Here is a 15,537-nt window from a genome sequence, read left to right on the forward strand (position 1 = left end):
GCTTTTTAGAGGGGCATACAAAGCGTTATATTAGTAGGCGTTGTAGACTTGCGGAGGAACGGCCCCGGAGGTTTGATAGTCTTACTAGATGGTTTGAAATCCTTAATACTTTTTCAGGGATGTACGGTACCTTTGTATTGGTAAGGATGTCGGAGTTCGGTCAGGAGCGTGAATAGAATCATATGGGAAAGAAAGAGAATAGCCTGTCAGTTTCTGATTTTAACAATGAGCTAAAGCTCAAAGGATTTAATGTTTTTCAGATTGACGACGATTCGAACGTTATTCGTAATTACAGTCGCAAGGATTTTTATAAGATATGCCTGACGACGGGTCAGAGTATTATAAACTATGCAGACCGTAGTTTCGATATGAAGGGAACGATCCTGTTCTTCGCAAATCCCAATATTCCTTATTCGTGGGAGACGATCTCGAGAAGCTACGTGGGGTATACATGTTTATTTTCCGAGGATTTCTATAAGCCTTCCGACCGCAGCGAAAGTCTTCAGCATTCGCCGCTTTTTAAAATAGGAGGGACGCCGATCTTTCACATCAGCGAAGAGAAGCGCGAATTTTTGAATGGCATTTTTAAGAATATGATTGCCGAGCAAGGAACGACCTATGCTTTCAAAGACGATTTGATTCGGAATTATATCAACCTGATCATTCACGAGGCGCTCAAGCTTCAGCCGGCGGAAGAATTTGAGCAGGTAAAAAATGCGGCGCACCGCATTACAAATGTTTTCCTGGAATTGCTGGAGCGACAGTTCCCGATAGAGAGTACGGATCGCCCGTTGCAGCTCCGCACCGCCCAGCACTATGCGACTAATCTTAATTTGCACGTTAACTACCTTAACCGTGCTGTGAAAGAGACGACGGGAAAAGCGACGACAACCCACATTAGTGAGCGTATCGTCAGCGAAGCGAAAGCCCTATTACTTCACACAGATTGGAATGTCGCAGACATTGCCTACGCCCTGGGGTTTGAATACCCGACGTACTTCAATAACTTTTTCAAGAAGATGACCGGCACCAATCCGATGTCCTTGCGGCCGGCGGAAGTGTAACGAACTAATACCTGATGATACAGCATATTTTTGAAAGGATGCTGGCCGGAGGCCTCATCCGCACCGATGAAATGGGGGATGCCTGGGAAGTAGTCTTTCGGGCGCAGCGCCTTTCGCCGGCCCTCAATGCGTCGACTACCATTGACGAAATGCGGGAGCGACTAAGCGAAATTATCGGCAGTAAGATTGATAGTACAACGACGGTTTTTGTTCCATTCTATACCAATTTCGGAAAACATATCAGGTTCGGTAAACGTGTATTCATTAATCACGCGTGCACATTTCTCGACCTGGGCGGCATTACGGTGGAAGACGACGTGCAGATAGGTCCGAAGGTGAATTTAATTACGGAGAACCATCCCGTAGATCCGTTACAAAGAAAATCCCTTGATCTCAAATCAATCCTGATCAAACGCAACGCGTGGATAGGAGCGGGAGCAACCATACTTCCTGGTGTGACGGTTGGAGAGAACTCGATTGTCGCGGCGGGGGCTGTGGTGAATAAGGATGTTGCTGATAATGCCATTGTTGGAGGAGTTCCGGCAAAATTTATCAGGGCGGTTCAATAATATTATGGGTTACACCGTGTTCTTCAGAGAGGCCGGGAAGGTCGTTCAGTCGGATGATTTTATCCCTGAGCAACCTACGGCACATCAGGCGGTTTTAAGATCAATAACGGCTGAATTGGCGGAAAGCGGAACAGTTACGTATCCGCGTGCAAAGAAGGATTCGAAAGGTGGCTGGTCGATATTATTGACCGATGCTGGCGAAGCATATGTCTACGCGTTTTTTATTAGTCAGTTCGAGAAGGCGGAACCTGGCAGGAGAGTAGGCGTTGACACAGCGCATAAGCCAGGCACGCTGGTAATTATCGATCCCGCAGGCCCGCGGGATTCCGTGGGCGGCTATCATCCGGGCTATTGGTTCATGGATCAGTACGCGACCTTTCTCGAAGAAAATCAGCGGACGTTGTTTACGCAGACGGCACACCAGATTGAGCATAATATTCCGTCGGAAAACTACAGTCTGAACAGCGATGGTTCGGTATCCATTCACATACAGGAGACGGGAAAGACAGCGACAATTTCCCTGACCTGCCGCGCTGCGTGGGTTTAGCGTAGGCGCGGCATTCGTGTGCAAAATCCTTCGGTGTCTTTTAATAGAAGACATCCGGAAAGTGTTTTACCAAATTCGGGTTATGAAGATGAAACATCATTTACCCGTATTTTTCCTTCTGCTCATTAGCGTTTGGGGCTTCTCGCAGTCAAATCCGGTAGCCATGAAAGAGGACTTTAAACCTTCGACGCTGAATCAGCCCGGGCAGGAATATCCGCAAGTCAATTCACAAGGGTATGCCCGATTCCGGATTCAGGCCCCGGCTGCCGACAGTGTCAGGGTTAGCCTCGGACTCGGCGGAAAGGGGGGGACTAAGCTTGTAAAAGCGGAAGACGGCTATTGGATGGGCACAACGGCGGGCCCGATGGACGAAGGATTTCACTATTACAATGTCAAAATCGATGGTGGCAAGTTTAACGACCCGGGGGCATTAAATTTCTATGGTTCGGTGCGGTGGGAGAGCGGGATCGAAATTCCGGCGCATGACCAGGACTTTTATGCGCTTAAAGATGTGCCGCACGGCAACGTTCATCAGATTCTCTTTCCGTCGAAAAGTACCAATACGTCACGCAGGGCATTTGTGTATACACCTCCCGGCTATGATAAGAATCAGGCAGCCCGATATCCGGTATTGTATCTGCAGCATGGATGGGGCGAGGATGAAACAGCATGGACGAACCAGGGACGCGCTAACCTGATCATGGACAATCTGATTGCTGAAGGTAAGATTAAACCTTTCATTATTGTCATGACCTATGGAATGACGAACGAGGTTAAGTTCGGCCGGATACGGGAGTTTGATGTCAAATATTTTCAGGCGGTTCTGGTTGACGAGCTGATCCCGTATGTTGACAATAACTTTCGTACGATGGCTGAACAGCGGCATCGCGCGATGGCCGGACTATCCATGGGCGGGATGGAAACCCGCATGATCACCCTGAACAGGCCCGATGTATTCTCGCATTACGCCTTGCTGAGTGGTGGCACCTATAAGCCGGAAGATATCAGCGACAAGTCAAAAGTAAAGCTGGTCTTTCTGAGTTGCGGAAGCAAGGAAAAACCGGATGGTGTTAAAAGCGCTGCCGTGGCGTTGAAGGAAGCTGGGATAAATTCCGTTTCCTATATTTCTGAGGGTACTGCCCACGAATTTCAGACATGGCGAAGGAGCTTGCATGAGCTTGCACCGCTTTTGTTTCAGAACTGAACAACTCTGTCTAACCTCATGGAGGTTATATACTTCGCCTGGATAAGCGATGGACGAAGGGAGTAAATACACAACACTATACTGGTTGTGTATTTACTAAAGCGTATTATGATGATCGTTTTTTATTCAAAGGCTTTGCAAGGTATAGATGCTATCACTTTCCGGCTTTGGCGGTGAGAAAGTTGTTCACGTCGAGCCAGTGCAGGAAAGCGTCGAACCATTTATTGCTGGTTCGGCCGGGATTTCCGAGGCCAAAGCCGTGTCCACCATTTTGATAAAGGTGAAACTCGACAGGGCGTCCCGCTTTGAACCAGGAATCGATCACGCCAAACTGACCGCGGAAAAGGAAGTCGTCGGTGGCGATGACATTGAACATGGGCGGAGCATTCTTTGGCACCTCTACCGGGCCCATGCCGCCATAGATCGGGCCGATAAAATCGAGTTGCACGGATCGGGAATTAAGCGTGCAGTGCATCGTGAGACCGGCACCCGCTGAAAAACCGATCATACCCAGCCGCGCCGTGTCGACATGCCACTCCATGGCCCGCTTGACGATCATGGCGTAGGCTGCCTCTGCGTCTTTGAGCTGGTTGGACAGATCCATGCGCGGAGGACTGGCAGGGGCTTTGTCTTTTGTTGTTTCCGAGGGAGGGGCTGCTGCCGCGAACGTCCGATTCATCGACTCTTTAAACGCGTCAAGCGATTCCGGGGTGGGGTGGAGTCTATATTTGAGCACGAATGCGGCGATGCCCCGGTCTGCCAACGCCTGGGCAACTTCCCAACCTTCGTTTGACAGGGACAACCATCTGAAGCCACCGCCCGGCGCCACAATCACCGCCGCGCCATTTGCCTTTCCGGGTTTAGGCAGGAAAGGAGTGAGCGTAGCCGTGGTAATGTTGCGCGCCATCGGGTCGCCCCACTGACGGAACCAGGTCTCCGACGCAGGTTGGTTTTCTACACCGCCGGTACCGAGCAGAATCGCGTTTGGTTCCTCCGGGCTTTTGAGCGGATATATTGTACCATCTTGCGCGAGGGCAGCAGTGGTGGTGACGAGCAGAGCGACCTGAACGGTCGCTTTCGTCAGCTTGGTAATTGTACTGAACATGATGAATAATTTTGGGTTAAAGTTTCCTTTACTAAAATTACTTGTATTTGGTACAATTCATAATACAATTACAGATTGGTCCTTTAGCCGTGATGATCGGCCGTCGCAGTGGCTGGACATTTTTTTTTGAACCGTCGGCCGGGAGTTCTGCCGACGGGATGTCTTCGTCAGGTGGTCAATTGAAAGAAGCCCTAAACTCCAGCGGTGATTGGTTGGTCTTTGTCTTGAATAATTTGTTGAAAGATTGCGGGTGGGCGAAGCCCAGGTCGTAGGCAACTTCGCTGACAGACAACTTCGTTGTTGATAGTTTTTCTTTTGCTTTCTCGATCAATTTGTCGTGGATGTGCTGCTGTGTGTTTTGTCCCGTCAACATCTTTAGCAAGGTGCTTAGATATTTGGGTGATATATTTAGGGCCGTGGCTATATCCTGAACCGCCGGTAGCCCCTTTGTGCTTATTTCGTCACTATTGAAGTAATCCGCCAGCAGCTTCTCCAGGCGAGCCAGTATTTGATGATTGGTATTTTCGCGGGTAATGAACTGCCGGTTGTAAAATCTTTCAGCATAATTCAGAAGGGTTTCGATCTGAGAGATAATGATCTGTTTACTGAATTTATCGATGTTAGCATGATACTCCTGTTGGATATTTTGCGTGATGTGGTTGATCGTTGCTTCTTCCTTTTCGGAGACAAACAAGGCTTCGTTTACGGAGTAATCAAAATAGCCGTATTGTTTGATGGTATTTGCTAACGGGGTATTCCACAAAAAGTCCGGGTGAATCAACAGCATCCAGCCGGACTTTTCTATAGTCGCCTGTGGATCAATCTCGATTCTGAAGACCTGGTTAGGTGAAATGAAAAACATTACACCCTCGTCAAAATCATATTCTTGTTGCCCGTATTTTAGTTTTGCGTTTAAGCCTCGCTTCAGGGAAATGTTATAGAAATCAAGGACCCAGTTGGTTTGGCTGAATTCCGGCGAGCAAATAATTTTTGAGTAATCGACAATGCTGATCAGTGGGTGTTCGGGCCTGGGCAACCCTCTCAGCTTGTGAAATTCGCTTATCGTTTTTATTCGTTGGGTTTTGGGCGTTGCCATAATGGTTCGTTAGCGACCATGCTGTTTGGGTATTCTTTCATGCAAAAATCGGCAGAAATCATGTATCTACTGTAGCCAAATGTCACATTCTTGTAGTTCAAACGGACGCTAATGCGCCATGCGTACACGGATCTTTGTTCGGCTGGTGCACGCATGGCCATTGAACAGATTATTCTTCGTGGTACGCAGCTGCGAATTGTTTGGCAAATGCTTCGAGCTTTACTTTTCCCAGTGCCGGTTTGTTGCGATAATAATCCTCATACAACAAACCACTGCCCTGGCTGGCTTGCATCTCCACGAATCCGTGCGCAATTTGGGCGTTGAAGCCGATGTTCAGCCAGCCATTCAGAAGCTGTTCATCCGGAATTACCTGCCATTGTAAGTCATGCTTGCCGATGGCTGCGCCCAATGCCTTTGCAATTTCGTTGGGTGAATATTCACCACTTGCCACATAGCGGATTGTTCTTCCTGTGAATGGCTTTTCCATTTCGTCCGCGATGGCATCGGCAATATCTATCGGCGAAACCCAGGGTTCCTTTTTGTCGCCTCCATAATTTGAAATGATTGCCCCCTTCCTTTTGATGTTCCGGATGAGACCAAACAGATTGGTGTAGAATCCGACGGGACGGATAAACTTGATGTGCACGTCATCCGGTAATTGCTTCAGGATGGTTTCAACATTGTAATGGAATTGAAGGATGCCGTTTCCTTTTTGCAGGTGGGCTCCGATGCTGCTCAGGTGTACGACGTGTTTCACACCCGATTGCCGAACAGCCTGGCTGTAATTGTTTCCGATCTCGTTGATGGCGCCAATGAAGTCAACTTCCTGATCGAAAAAGTCACCCACCGCCTCCAGTGTTTCCATCAGGTACACGATGTCGGCACCTTTGAATGTAGCCGCTAAAAAGTCGACATCAAACATACTGCCTATAACGGCCTTTGCGCCTAAGGATTGGATGTCTTTCTGTCGTTCGATTTTGCTGGTGATAACAGTTACGTTGTGACCGTTTTTCACCAGCTCCTCCGTGAGTGGCTTACCTACATTCCCTACTGAGCCTGTTAATACGATGTTCATATTGTCTGTTGATTTTGTTGATACAAAAGTCAACAGCAGCCCAGCGGGGAAAGTAGTCGAAAGTCAGATTGTTGTAGTTAAAAGGTAAGCGATGTAAGCTCTATGCGCGGAGGAGGCTAGCTGGCTTCTTCGATCTTTACTTTGAGGTTTTTCAGCTTTTCATTTTTAATGCCGCTCAGTGCCTGCTTCAGGTGCGTGCGCCGGATGGCGACAAACGAGGTGTAGTCGAGCGTGGTGATCAGCCCAATCTGGTCGGCAGTCAGGCCGCCTTTTTTCATGAGCAGTCCGGCGATATCGCCCTTGCTTACTTTATCTTTTCTGCCGGCGCTGATGTACAGGCAGACAAATTCCGGTGGGGGTGGTAGTACGAGTTTCGGGTTGACTTTGATCTCGATGATCTCGTCATCCATGTACGGCGGAACTATTTCGTCTTCGGCGAGGACAAAATATGCCTCGCCTTCGGCATGCATGCGTGCGGTGCGGCCGTTGCGGTGAATGAATGCATCGCGTTGTTGCGGCAACTGGTAGTGGACCACGTGTTTTATCTCGGGGATATCGAGGCCGCGGCTGGCGAGGTCGGTGGCGATGAGAACATTGTGGGCACCGGCCCGAAACTTGATGAGGTTTTTCTCACGGTCTATCTGCTCCAGGGCGCCGTGGAGGATGCCGTGGGCAAAGTTATGTTTAGTGAAAAGCGCGCTGATGCGATCAACCGCTTCACGGTGATTGCAAAACACCAGGCACACTTCCTGATTGAATCCTGCCACCAGGCGCATGAGCGTTTCCACCTTCTCTGTGCTGAGCGTGTGGACGCTTTTGAGCTTCAGCCGGGTGGGGGCGGTGTCGTTGAGGTAGCTGATGCGTTCAGGCTGCGAGAAGGGAATAAAGGAAGGCATTATATCCAGCGACGTGGCCGACGTGAGTAAGTGACGCTGTTTGCCGGTGAGGGACTTGAACACGACGGCGAGCTGAGGCTCGAAGCCCATTTGCAGGGATTTGTCAAATTCGTCGAGCACTACCCAACGAATTGTTCTGGTATCGAAGGTTTTGCGTAAAATGTGGTCGGCCAGGCGACCCGGGGTGCCTATGATCACTGCCGGCGGTGTGCTAAGACTGCTTTCTTCGATTTTCATGGCATGGCCACCGTAGAAGCAAGAAACCTTATAATTTGTCTTGAGGTTGCGAAATACCTGCTCGATTTGAAGCGCCAATTCCCGTGAAGGCACGATGATAAGCGCCTGCACCTCATCCTTTTCGGGTTTCAGGGCCTGGATGACCGGCAACAGAAAGGCAAGGGTCTTGCCCGACCCGGTGGGCGCGAGAAGCATCAAATTCGGGCTAACTGCCGCCTTCGCAATCGTTTCTTCCTGCATCGGATTGAGTGTTTCGATGCCTATATTTTTCAAGTAGTCAGCCTGGGCGGCCTTGGCGGTGCTTTGCATGGGGCAAAGGTAAGGTAATCCGGCGGCAACTGGCGGTATTCCACCGCCAATACTTATTCCGTAAGACATAGCACCACTCCGGATTGGCGATAGCGAATCTCCAGGTTGATAATTGTGGGATTTTTTCGTCGTGACCTTAGCTGTCTTTTGGTCCTTGATTCAATAATACCCAATAGAATCCAAGGTCGGAAACAGCCTTCACAAAGTTATCAAAGCCAACCGGTTTTACTATATAGCTGTTTGCACCGAGCTTATAGCATGTTTGTATATCGGGATCTTCTGCTGACGAAGTGAGCACCACGACAGGAATGGTGTTTGTTCGCTCGTCGGATTTGACCCTTCTCAAAACTTCTAATCCTCCGATTTTTGGCATTTTTAAATCGAGCAGGATCACTTTGGGGTTAATGACCGGTCTCCCGGTGAAAACTCCCGAGCAAAAAATAAAGTCGAGTGCTTCGGCGCCGTCCTCCAGATGCACGATATGGTTTGCGATATGCTTTTTGCGGAGTGCGCGAATGGCCATTTCGGCATCACTTGGATTATCCTCCACAAGAAGAATTTCAACGACAGCATTTTCCATTTGCATTATTTTTTTTGTTGATTAAATAGGAAGAGAAAAGAAAAATGTAGCACCTTCTCCAGGTTTTGCATCCGCCCATATTCTTCCTCCGTGTTTGCTGACTATTCGGTGCGCAATGGCCAAACCCACTCCCGTGCCATCAAATTCATTTACTTTATGAAGACGCTGGAATACCCCAAATAGCATATCTGCGTATTTCATGTCAAAGCCCGCCCCGTTGTCCTTTACGGAATATATTACCTCGGTTTCATGTAGTTTTGACTCGATCTCTATTATAGGGCACTCTTTTTTAGAGGAGTATTTTGCTGCATTGGAAAGTAAATTAACAAATACCTGATTGATCAGGGCGTAGTCCGCCTCTATCGGTTGCAGGTTTCCAATTTTTACGCTGGCGTTATCGCTCAGCGAATTGCCGATTTCGTATAGTACATTTTCGACAAGCTCCCTTGTGTTGACCGTTGTTTTCTGCAAGCCTTTCTTCCCGAGACGGGAGAACGCTAAAAGGTCATCGATAAGGTTTCCCATCTTTTTGGCATTATATTGAATTGTGTCCAGGAGTCGTCTCCCTTCATTGTCAAGGACAGTCGAAAAATCCTCGTCAAGCATCCTGGCGTAGCCGTCTATTGCTCTTAAAGGCGTGCGTAGGTCATGCGATACTGAATAGGTGAATGATTCCATTTCCTTATTTGCCATTTCCAACTGCTGAAGATTCGCCTCCAGGTCGGTATTCAGTTGAATCACCCTTTCCTCAGCTTTTTTTCGATCTGTTATGTCATAGGAAAAAGTGATGACAAACTGTTTATCCGCCATACTGAAGGTGTCCACCGAAAATAGAACCGGGAACATTGTCCCGGATTTATGGCGCACGAGGATTTCTCTATCCCGAACCTTTACGCCCTGCATCAACTCGCGGATTAGTTCTTCCCGCACATCGGAGTCAACCATATTCAATTCCACCGCGGTACGGCCAACGACCTCTTCGAGTGTGAAACCGTACATCTTCAAGAGGCTCGCATTAACATCAATCATTGTGCCCGCGGGAAGCCTGCTTATAGAAATGCCCACCGGATTAACGTCGAATATCCTGGAGAACTTTTCTTTACTTTCTTTTACCTGATTGATATTCTTCTCAAGTTCTCTATTCACCTGCATTAGTTCTTTTTCGGCGCGGGTGCGTGCAGAGAAATTGATCCAGACAGTGAAAAATACAATCGTCAGCAGGGCCACCATGCTTACCAGAAGGATGCCAAAGGCGTTGTTGAAATCTCTGCTGCTTTTTGCGTTTTCCTTCTGCCGTTGAGTCAGCAAATTGGTTTCATCCCGCTGGATGGAGGTGATCAAATGCCTTATTTTATCTGTTATACGATTTCCATTTTTTGTCAAGACGAGCCGTTGCGCGGCCTCGAACCCATTTTCGTTTCTTGTTGTGATTAACTTCGCTGTGAACGCTATCCGTTTGTCGATGTATACCGACAGAGAATCGAGTATTGTTTCCAGCGACGCGCGGCCCTGGGTGAGCTCTTTCAGTTTTCTGATATTGGTGTGTATGTTGCTTCTTGCGAGCATGAAATGTTCCAGGTAGCTTGAATCTTGTGTTATCAGGTACCCGCGGCCGCCACTCTCAATATCTTTAACAAAAGACAGTGTTTGCTCGGCCTCGCTCAAGACATTTCTTGCGTGCTCAACAGATTTAGTAGTGTCTGTAAGTCTGCCAATATAAAAGATCGATAAAACGCTGATTACTGTCAGGAGACTAATGGATGCCACAAAACCAGCGATCAGCTTTTGCTCAAACCGGATCTTGTGGTGCAACTCGGGCTGCGCGTAATAGATGGCAACAGAAAGAATGAAAAAACCGATCGAAACGTGTACGGCCAGACGAATAGCGGTAGGTATGTCTGATATGAAATTGATGCCGATTAGGGTAACGATGGAGATGAACGCGATAAATGACAAGTAAATGAACTGATAGGACGCTGTTTTTTCCTTCTTTAGTGTTAGTAACCCCACGCTGATCAGCATAAAGTTTATTGCCGAAATAGGGGACATCCTTCCGGCGTAATAGGTTGCTGTAGTCGATTGATCGTCGCGCACAAAAAGCTCATCCATGCCTATATTCACGCCCAGGACATATTCGGCTATTGTCAGAAACCCTATCAGAAAAATGATGGAACAGAGGCCCCTGGAAATGCGGATGCTTACTTTCGTTTTTCCAGGGAAGTGATGGAGGAGTAAAACGACTGAAGAAAATAAGAACCCTAACGCAATATTGAATTTCATTTTTACAGCGCCGGGAATAATAATCAGGTATTTTAGAAAATCATTATGCGTCATCCACCCAATGATTACGGACAAGCCGATGAGCATCGTGATAAGTGCGGCCGTGACTGAAATAACTTTTTTTTGATTGTCTTTCATAAGGACTTGTGTGTTTCAGCATGCAAACAACATTGTCTTAACTATTTAGCAGAGATCCATATTATACGGTATTGGTCAATTTCTTACAGTCCCGCATAAAATACGGAACTGATCCCAGGCGGGCTCAACCTGTTAGGGGTTGAATGGAATCGGTAATTAAGATAATGTTTTTCGGGGGGAATTTTATGACAATTCCTGGAAGGTTATGGTGTATTGTGAACAGTTAAAACCAACTGAATGCGCCATCATGATCTGCAGACAGACTATAATTTCGGAATTTTACCGTTTTGGGTAAGGAGAATATACCGCTCATTCTTTCGCGTGGGAAAGGAAAGAAGCTCGCCTTTCAGGCTCTTCCATTTTTTGCCATTGCGGTATACCGTTACAGATTTGCCCGGCCACGGATTGCGTGTGCGACAAGTGGTGCCGGCCTGTGAGCGGATCTCTACAAATTCTATTTGGCCTTGCCGCTGAGAAGCAGTGACGACAAATCCGCCACGGCAAAGCAAGGAGTACTGCGCATCCCACTCCGCAGGCCATGCAGGGAAGACATGGATCACGGGGTCTTGCGCGGGTCCTGAAGGGACAGCCTGGCACAGGGCATAGAGGAGTGCTTCGGCGGCCCGCCCCAGACGCTGCACACTGGTAGCCTGGAAGCCTTCGCGCAGGTCCATGCGGTTGGGCATCACCTCTACCTCCGCAGTTCTTATCTGGTTCGGGATGAGGTAGCGGGTAGCGTCTGTGCGGCCCAGAATCACACCGGCTACCGGCAGCTTGGACAGTACATTCACCCGGGTGTTTGCGTCTATCCCTTCCGGGAAGCCGGCATCGTAGGTGGTGTTGGCAATATCGCGCATTTTTGGATCTGACTCCAGGTTGCACAGGTCGAAGAACCACACCGGCATGGTGTTGGCGTCCGGCAGCTTGTTGCCTTCACCATGAATTACCGGGGGCATCGACTTCACCCACGTTACGGGCTTGTCCGCGCTTTCGGGGTATGCAGTGGTCAGTGGCAGCGGGGCCAGGTTTGAACTGAATTCCTTCCACAAGGTCCGCAGCTCCGGGTCTGTATTCAGAATTTCAGAAGCTTTGATCGCCACGGGAAAGATGCCCATCATCGCAGCGATCTCTTCTACCGTATCATGACCGCCCCATACCGATTCGTTGTCGTTGATGTGGTGGATGTGATATTTTCCATCGGCCTCTTTTTTGACGTTGGGGAAATTCCGGTAGAACTCGGCGACTCCTTTCAGCATTGGGTATGCTTCTTTCCGGAGCCAGTCCCCATCTTGCGTATATTCATATTTCAGCCAGTATTGGTATGCGATCTTGGCGCCACGGGAGAATATATGTGATACATGGCCAAAGGCGCCTCCGCCTTTGTCGGAGGTACTCCACTGTCCGTTTTTCCAGCCGTCGTCTTTCTTCCAGTTCCACCGGCTGAGAAACGGCATTTTCAAGTAGGCATAGTCTGTAAAAGCCTTCGACCGTTCGCTCCAGGGTTTTCGGAGCAGATATAGCGCTTGCATTTCGGCTGCGATATCTTCCGGCAAAGGCGCCATGCCGTCGAACGCTACAGTCTCCGGTATATAGATGCCTTTGCTGCCCCACTGCTGACGCGCGGCCTGCGCGCAACTTTCGGACATCGAGGTATACATTCTGAACATGGGGTCCATCAACTCCAGGTGGTTGGTGGGCAGGAGCGCGTTGTAGAGACAGCTCTGGTTGGCGCCCCAGTACAGGTTACCCCATTTGCGGTCGTCGCCACCCGTAGTCCACAGCATGCCGTTGAACTTAGGCGGGTAGGCACCCCGTGAGCTCGTGGCCATGACGTAGAGATAGTAGGTGTAGTGTTTTTCGACCAGGTCGGCTTCGCCATCGGCGCTGTGCAGGCTTACGAACGACTTTTGCCAGAAGTCGTGCCACCACGCCTGGTTGGCGGTAAGCAGTCCATCAAATCCTTTGGCTTTGGAGTCGTCGAGCTTTCTGATCGCAGCGGCGACAAGGTCTTCTGCAGGATCGAAGCTGGCTGCGCTGGCCATGTATACGGTGAATGTGCTGTTTGACGGAGCCGCGGTAATGCGTGCGGTCGATTCGTTGGCGAGCCCGGCGTTGGCGGCGCGTCCGCTGATCTCCGCCACCACGACCGTACCGCAGTAGTAGGTGTCTTCGCGGAATTCCTGGAGGAGCACGATCTTGTTGCCGATCACTTTTACTGTAGAGAGCGCTGAATGATTTCCTTTTTTCGTAACGGGCCACCGTAGTGCGCGGAGGCTGGTCACCACAGGCATGGGGTTGCTGCGTGTATCTTCCACCTGTACCGCCATCACATCCTGCGCATGCCAGGTTAGTGTCTTCAATGACACACCGGCGCCCGTGAGGGTAACCGTGCCATCGTAGCAGGAGAGGTGCTGTCTGAACGGACCGCCGCGGAAGGTTTCCTGATCCTGGATAAAATCGATGTCGGCGAACGCCACGCCACCACAGTAATCTGTATGGCGTTCGTAAAAGGCATTGGAGGCGGAGTTGTTGGCAAATACATCTACCCGGTTAAGCTGGGTATGAAATGCTGTGGGTGTAGTCCACACCAGACCGCCCAGGGTACCGTTTCCCACCGGCATACCTTCTTCGCTTCGGCGTACCGGTTTGTTGTATACCAGGTCTGCGCGTGACACCAGGCTGGCATAATCGACTTTCAGCATACCCGGTTGTGACAACACGTTTTGAGAGATGATCGCTGCAAACAAGAAGGGTAGAAAGATTTTGATCATTTTCATAGCAGATGGAATTGGGGCCTACGGATTGATGACGCAAAAATACAGAGCATTCCCCGCGGACCTTTATGAACGGTTGGTAAACACTATTGACCGGCGGCTCCACTAACTTTAGTGTTTATTCCGTATGAATGTAGGATTTATACCAATCCTGTCAGGTGTGATGGCTTACAAATCGTCTCTAAGGTTACTGGTTCGTATTGAATCAGCAGTTAACCCTAAACTAAACACCTATGAAAAAGAGATTGCTTCAAAACTTTTTATGGCTCCTTTTCGCAGCACTTACCCAGGCCTGTACGGATCAAAGCCTGGTTGACACCGATGCACCATTGACGTTACAGGATGGGCCGGTTGGCAGCCTTACTGCGCTACTACCGGGCTCGTACACGATCGATTTTAATGTGGAGGAGCGTGTCGATGCATCCATCTGGACGTATACTATCACAAAAGTAAACCGAAGGGAAAAAGATATCGGTCATTTTATCATCAATTTCGGTAACTGCGGTGAAGCCAGTCCGACGATAGACAATATTGTATCGGCTACGGTCAACGGCGTCGATTGGTCCGGCAAGATTTCTAATTCAGAAGGACATACCGGTTGCACGATCGCCTCATCGAACTTTGTTAAGTTCGATGATCTGGCGTGTGGTAATACGCAAGTGATTCAATTTACGCTGGATACTATATATTCCCAGGTAAATACAACGGGCTGGATCAAGGCGGGACGTTCGTGCATGGCCCGGGCTGTGCCCGGTCCGGGGTGCAGGGGCTATACGCTCACGTCCGCCATGGATGCCGATGCATCGTTGGCGGGTAAAATCTACAGTGAGATCAACACGTATATGAGAACCCTGGGGTTTGATTATTCGGAACATCCCAATTGCTCGGGTGGATTTGGAGGACACATCGATGGCATTCATTGCGCGGTAGCCCAGGACGCCACGTTGAACAAGCCGGTTTTCCGCTTTGATATACACATCGATCCGGTGATCGACGGCGACCGTTGCAGCGCGGGTACAGTAGATCGCCAGCGCAACGAAATGAAATCCATCACGAACAATGCAGCCTGGGCCAAGGTTCAGGGGAATTGGGATGAATGGCAGATTCTGGAATGGAAGTTCAAGCTTGCGGTGGGCTTTCAACCGACAGCCAATTTTTGCCACATTCACCAGCTGAAGGCACAAGATGGTCCGAATAACGGAAGTCCGTTGATCACCCTTACGCCCCGCGCCAACAGCGATGGCACAAATAAACGGATGCAGATCATACATTCTGTGGACGGCGCCAGTACGGGTAAAGGTACCGTGGTAAATAATATTCCTTTGTCTGACTTTGAAGGCGAATGGGTTCAGGTTCGTGAGGAAATGCATTATACCCACCAGGGATATTACTCCTGCCAGATCGTTCGCGTAAGCGATGGAAAGGTGCTGATCGATTTTAAAGATCCCAATATCGATATGTGGCGCATCGGCGCCTCCTTTATCCGGAACAAATATGGCATTTATCGCAGCCTGGCCGGAGGCAGATTGGACATGGACCCTGTGGGACAGAGTCCATTGTTAAAAAATGAATCGCTCTGGGTATCGGATTTTAACGTGTATGAGAAAAATACAAATCCCGATCCCGGTTTGCCACACGAATGACGGACATCATGCAAATTGTT

Annotated in this window: 12 protein-coding genes; 5 read left to right on the forward strand and 7 right to left on the reverse strand. The window is 49.2% G+C overall.

Features of this window, described 5'->3' with window-relative positions:
- Positions 1-182: 182 nt before the first annotated feature.
- From K7P01_RS25295 to K7P01_RS25310, 4 genes are all read left to right on the forward strand, one after another.
- A complete protein-coding gene (locus K7P01_RS25295) occupies positions 183-1,064 on the forward strand; it encodes a helix-turn-helix domain-containing protein (RefSeq protein WP_267297369.1) in 882 nt (293 codons plus the stop codon).
- Positions 1,065-1,078: 14 nt separating this feature from the next.
- Complete coding sequence (locus K7P01_RS25300) at positions 1,079-1,633, forward strand: DapH/DapD/GlmU-related protein (protein WP_267297370.1); 555 nt, start codon at positions 1,079-1,081, stop codon at positions 1,631-1,633.
- A 4-nt stretch (positions 1,634-1,637) separates the two neighbouring features.
- The gene (locus K7P01_RS25305) at positions 1,638-2,180 is read left to right on the forward strand and encodes a hypothetical protein (protein WP_267297371.1); all 543 of its coding nucleotides are present in this window, start codon (positions 1,638-1,640) and stop codon (positions 2,178-2,180) included.
- 88 nt (positions 2,181-2,268) lie between these two features.
- Positions 2,269-3,384 (forward strand): alpha/beta hydrolase, encoded by a 1,116-nt coding sequence (locus K7P01_RS25310; RefSeq protein ID WP_397311140.1) that lies wholly within the window; start codon positions 2,269-2,271, stop codon positions 3,382-3,384.
- A 154-nt stretch (positions 3,385-3,538) separates the two neighbouring features.
- On the opposite strand, the gene K7P01_RS25315 is transcribed toward K7P01_RS25310, so the two are convergent.
- The 7 genes from K7P01_RS25315 to K7P01_RS25345 all read right to left on the reverse strand — a co-directional run bounded on the left by K7P01_RS25315 (position 3,539) and on the right by K7P01_RS25345 (position 13,877).
- Complete coding sequence (locus tag K7P01_RS25315) at positions 3,539-4,489, reverse strand: alpha/beta hydrolase (protein WP_267297373.1); 951 nt, start codon at positions 4,487-4,489, stop codon at positions 3,539-3,541.
- Positions 4,490-4,664: 175 nt separating this feature from the next.
- Positions 4,665-5,585, reverse strand: coding sequence for an AraC family transcriptional regulator (locus K7P01_RS25320; RefSeq protein WP_267297374.1), 921 nt, complete (start codon positions 5,583-5,585; stop codon positions 4,665-4,667).
- 169 nt (positions 5,586-5,754) lie between these two features.
- Positions 5,755-6,660, reverse strand: coding sequence for an NmrA family NAD(P)-binding protein (locus tag K7P01_RS25325; RefSeq protein WP_267297375.1), 906 nt, complete (start codon positions 6,658-6,660; stop codon positions 5,755-5,757).
- 116 nt (positions 6,661-6,776) lie between these two features.
- Complete coding sequence (locus tag K7P01_RS25330; RefSeq protein WP_267297376.1) at positions 6,777-8,102, reverse strand: DEAD/DEAH box helicase; 1,326 nt, start codon at positions 8,100-8,102, stop codon at positions 6,777-6,779.
- A 136-nt stretch (positions 8,103-8,238) separates the two neighbouring features.
- Positions 8,239-8,682, reverse strand: coding sequence for a response regulator (locus K7P01_RS25335; RefSeq protein ID WP_267297377.1), 444 nt, complete (start codon positions 8,680-8,682; stop codon positions 8,239-8,241).
- A gap of 21 nt (positions 8,683-8,703) precedes the next feature.
- The gene (locus K7P01_RS25340) at positions 8,704-11,100 is read right to left on the reverse strand and encodes a sensor histidine kinase (protein WP_267297378.1); all 2,397 of its coding nucleotides are present in this window, start codon (positions 11,098-11,100) and stop codon (positions 8,704-8,706) included.
- A gap of 263 nt (positions 11,101-11,363) precedes the next feature.
- Positions 11,364-13,877, reverse strand: coding sequence for a glycosyl hydrolase family 95 catalytic domain-containing protein (locus K7P01_RS25345; RefSeq protein WP_267297379.1), 2,514 nt, complete (start codon positions 13,875-13,877; stop codon positions 11,364-11,366).
- Positions 13,878-14,107: 230 nt separating this feature from the next.
- Here K7P01_RS25345 and K7P01_RS25350 point away from each other — a divergent pair, with 230 nt between their 5' ends.
- Positions 14,108-15,517, forward strand: coding sequence for a hypothetical protein (locus K7P01_RS25350; RefSeq protein ID WP_267297380.1), 1,410 nt, complete (start codon positions 14,108-14,110; stop codon positions 15,515-15,517).
- The last annotated feature ends 20 nt before the right edge of the window (positions 15,518-15,537 follow it).

The organism is Parachryseolinea silvisoli (genome assembly GCF_021190955.1).
Lineage (GTDB): Bacteria > Bacteroidota > Bacteroidia > Cytophagales > Cyclobacteriaceae > Ohtaekwangia > Ohtaekwangia silvisoli.

Coding starts and splice junctions, on each gene's coding strand:
- K7P01_RS25295 (WP_267297369.1), top strand. CDS start 183: ATGGGAAAGAAAGAGAATAGCCTGTCAGTTTCTGATTTTAACAATGAG.
- K7P01_RS25300 (WP_267297370.1), top strand. CDS start 1,079: ATGATACAGCATATTTTTGAAAGGATGCTGGCCGGAGGCCTCATCCGC.
- K7P01_RS25305 (WP_267297371.1), top strand. CDS start 1,638: ATGGGTTACACCGTGTTCTTCAGAGAGGCCGGGAAGGTCGTTCAGTCG.
- K7P01_RS25310 (WP_397311140.1), top strand. CDS start 2,269: ATGAAACATCATTTACCCGTATTTTTCCTTCTGCTCATTAGCGTTTGG.
- K7P01_RS25315 (WP_267297373.1), bottom strand. CDS start 4,489: ATGTTCAGTACAATTACCAAGCTGACGAAAGCGACCGTTCAGGTCGCT.
- K7P01_RS25320 (WP_267297374.1), bottom strand. CDS start 5,585: ATGGCAACGCCCAAAACCCAACGAATAAAAACGATAAGCGAATTTCAC.
- K7P01_RS25325 (WP_267297375.1), bottom strand. CDS start 6,660: ATGAACATCGTATTAACAGGCTCAGTAGGGAATGTAGGTAAGCCACTC.
- K7P01_RS25330 (WP_267297376.1), bottom strand. CDS start 8,102: ATGCAAAGCACCGCCAAGGCCGCCCAGGCTGACTACTTGAAAAATATA.
- K7P01_RS25335 (WP_267297377.1), bottom strand. CDS start 8,682: ATGGAAAATGCTGTCGTTGAAATTCTTCTTGTGGAGGATAATCCAAGT.
- K7P01_RS25340 (WP_267297378.1), bottom strand. CDS start 11,100: ATGAAAGACAATCAAAAAAAAGTTATTTCAGTCACGGCCGCACTTATC.
- K7P01_RS25345 (WP_267297379.1), bottom strand. CDS start 13,877: ATGAAAATGATCAAAATCTTTCTACCCTTCTTGTTTGCAGCGATCATC.
- K7P01_RS25350 (WP_267297380.1), top strand. CDS start 14,108: ATGAAAAAGAGATTGCTTCAAAACTTTTTATGGCTCCTTTTCGCAGCA.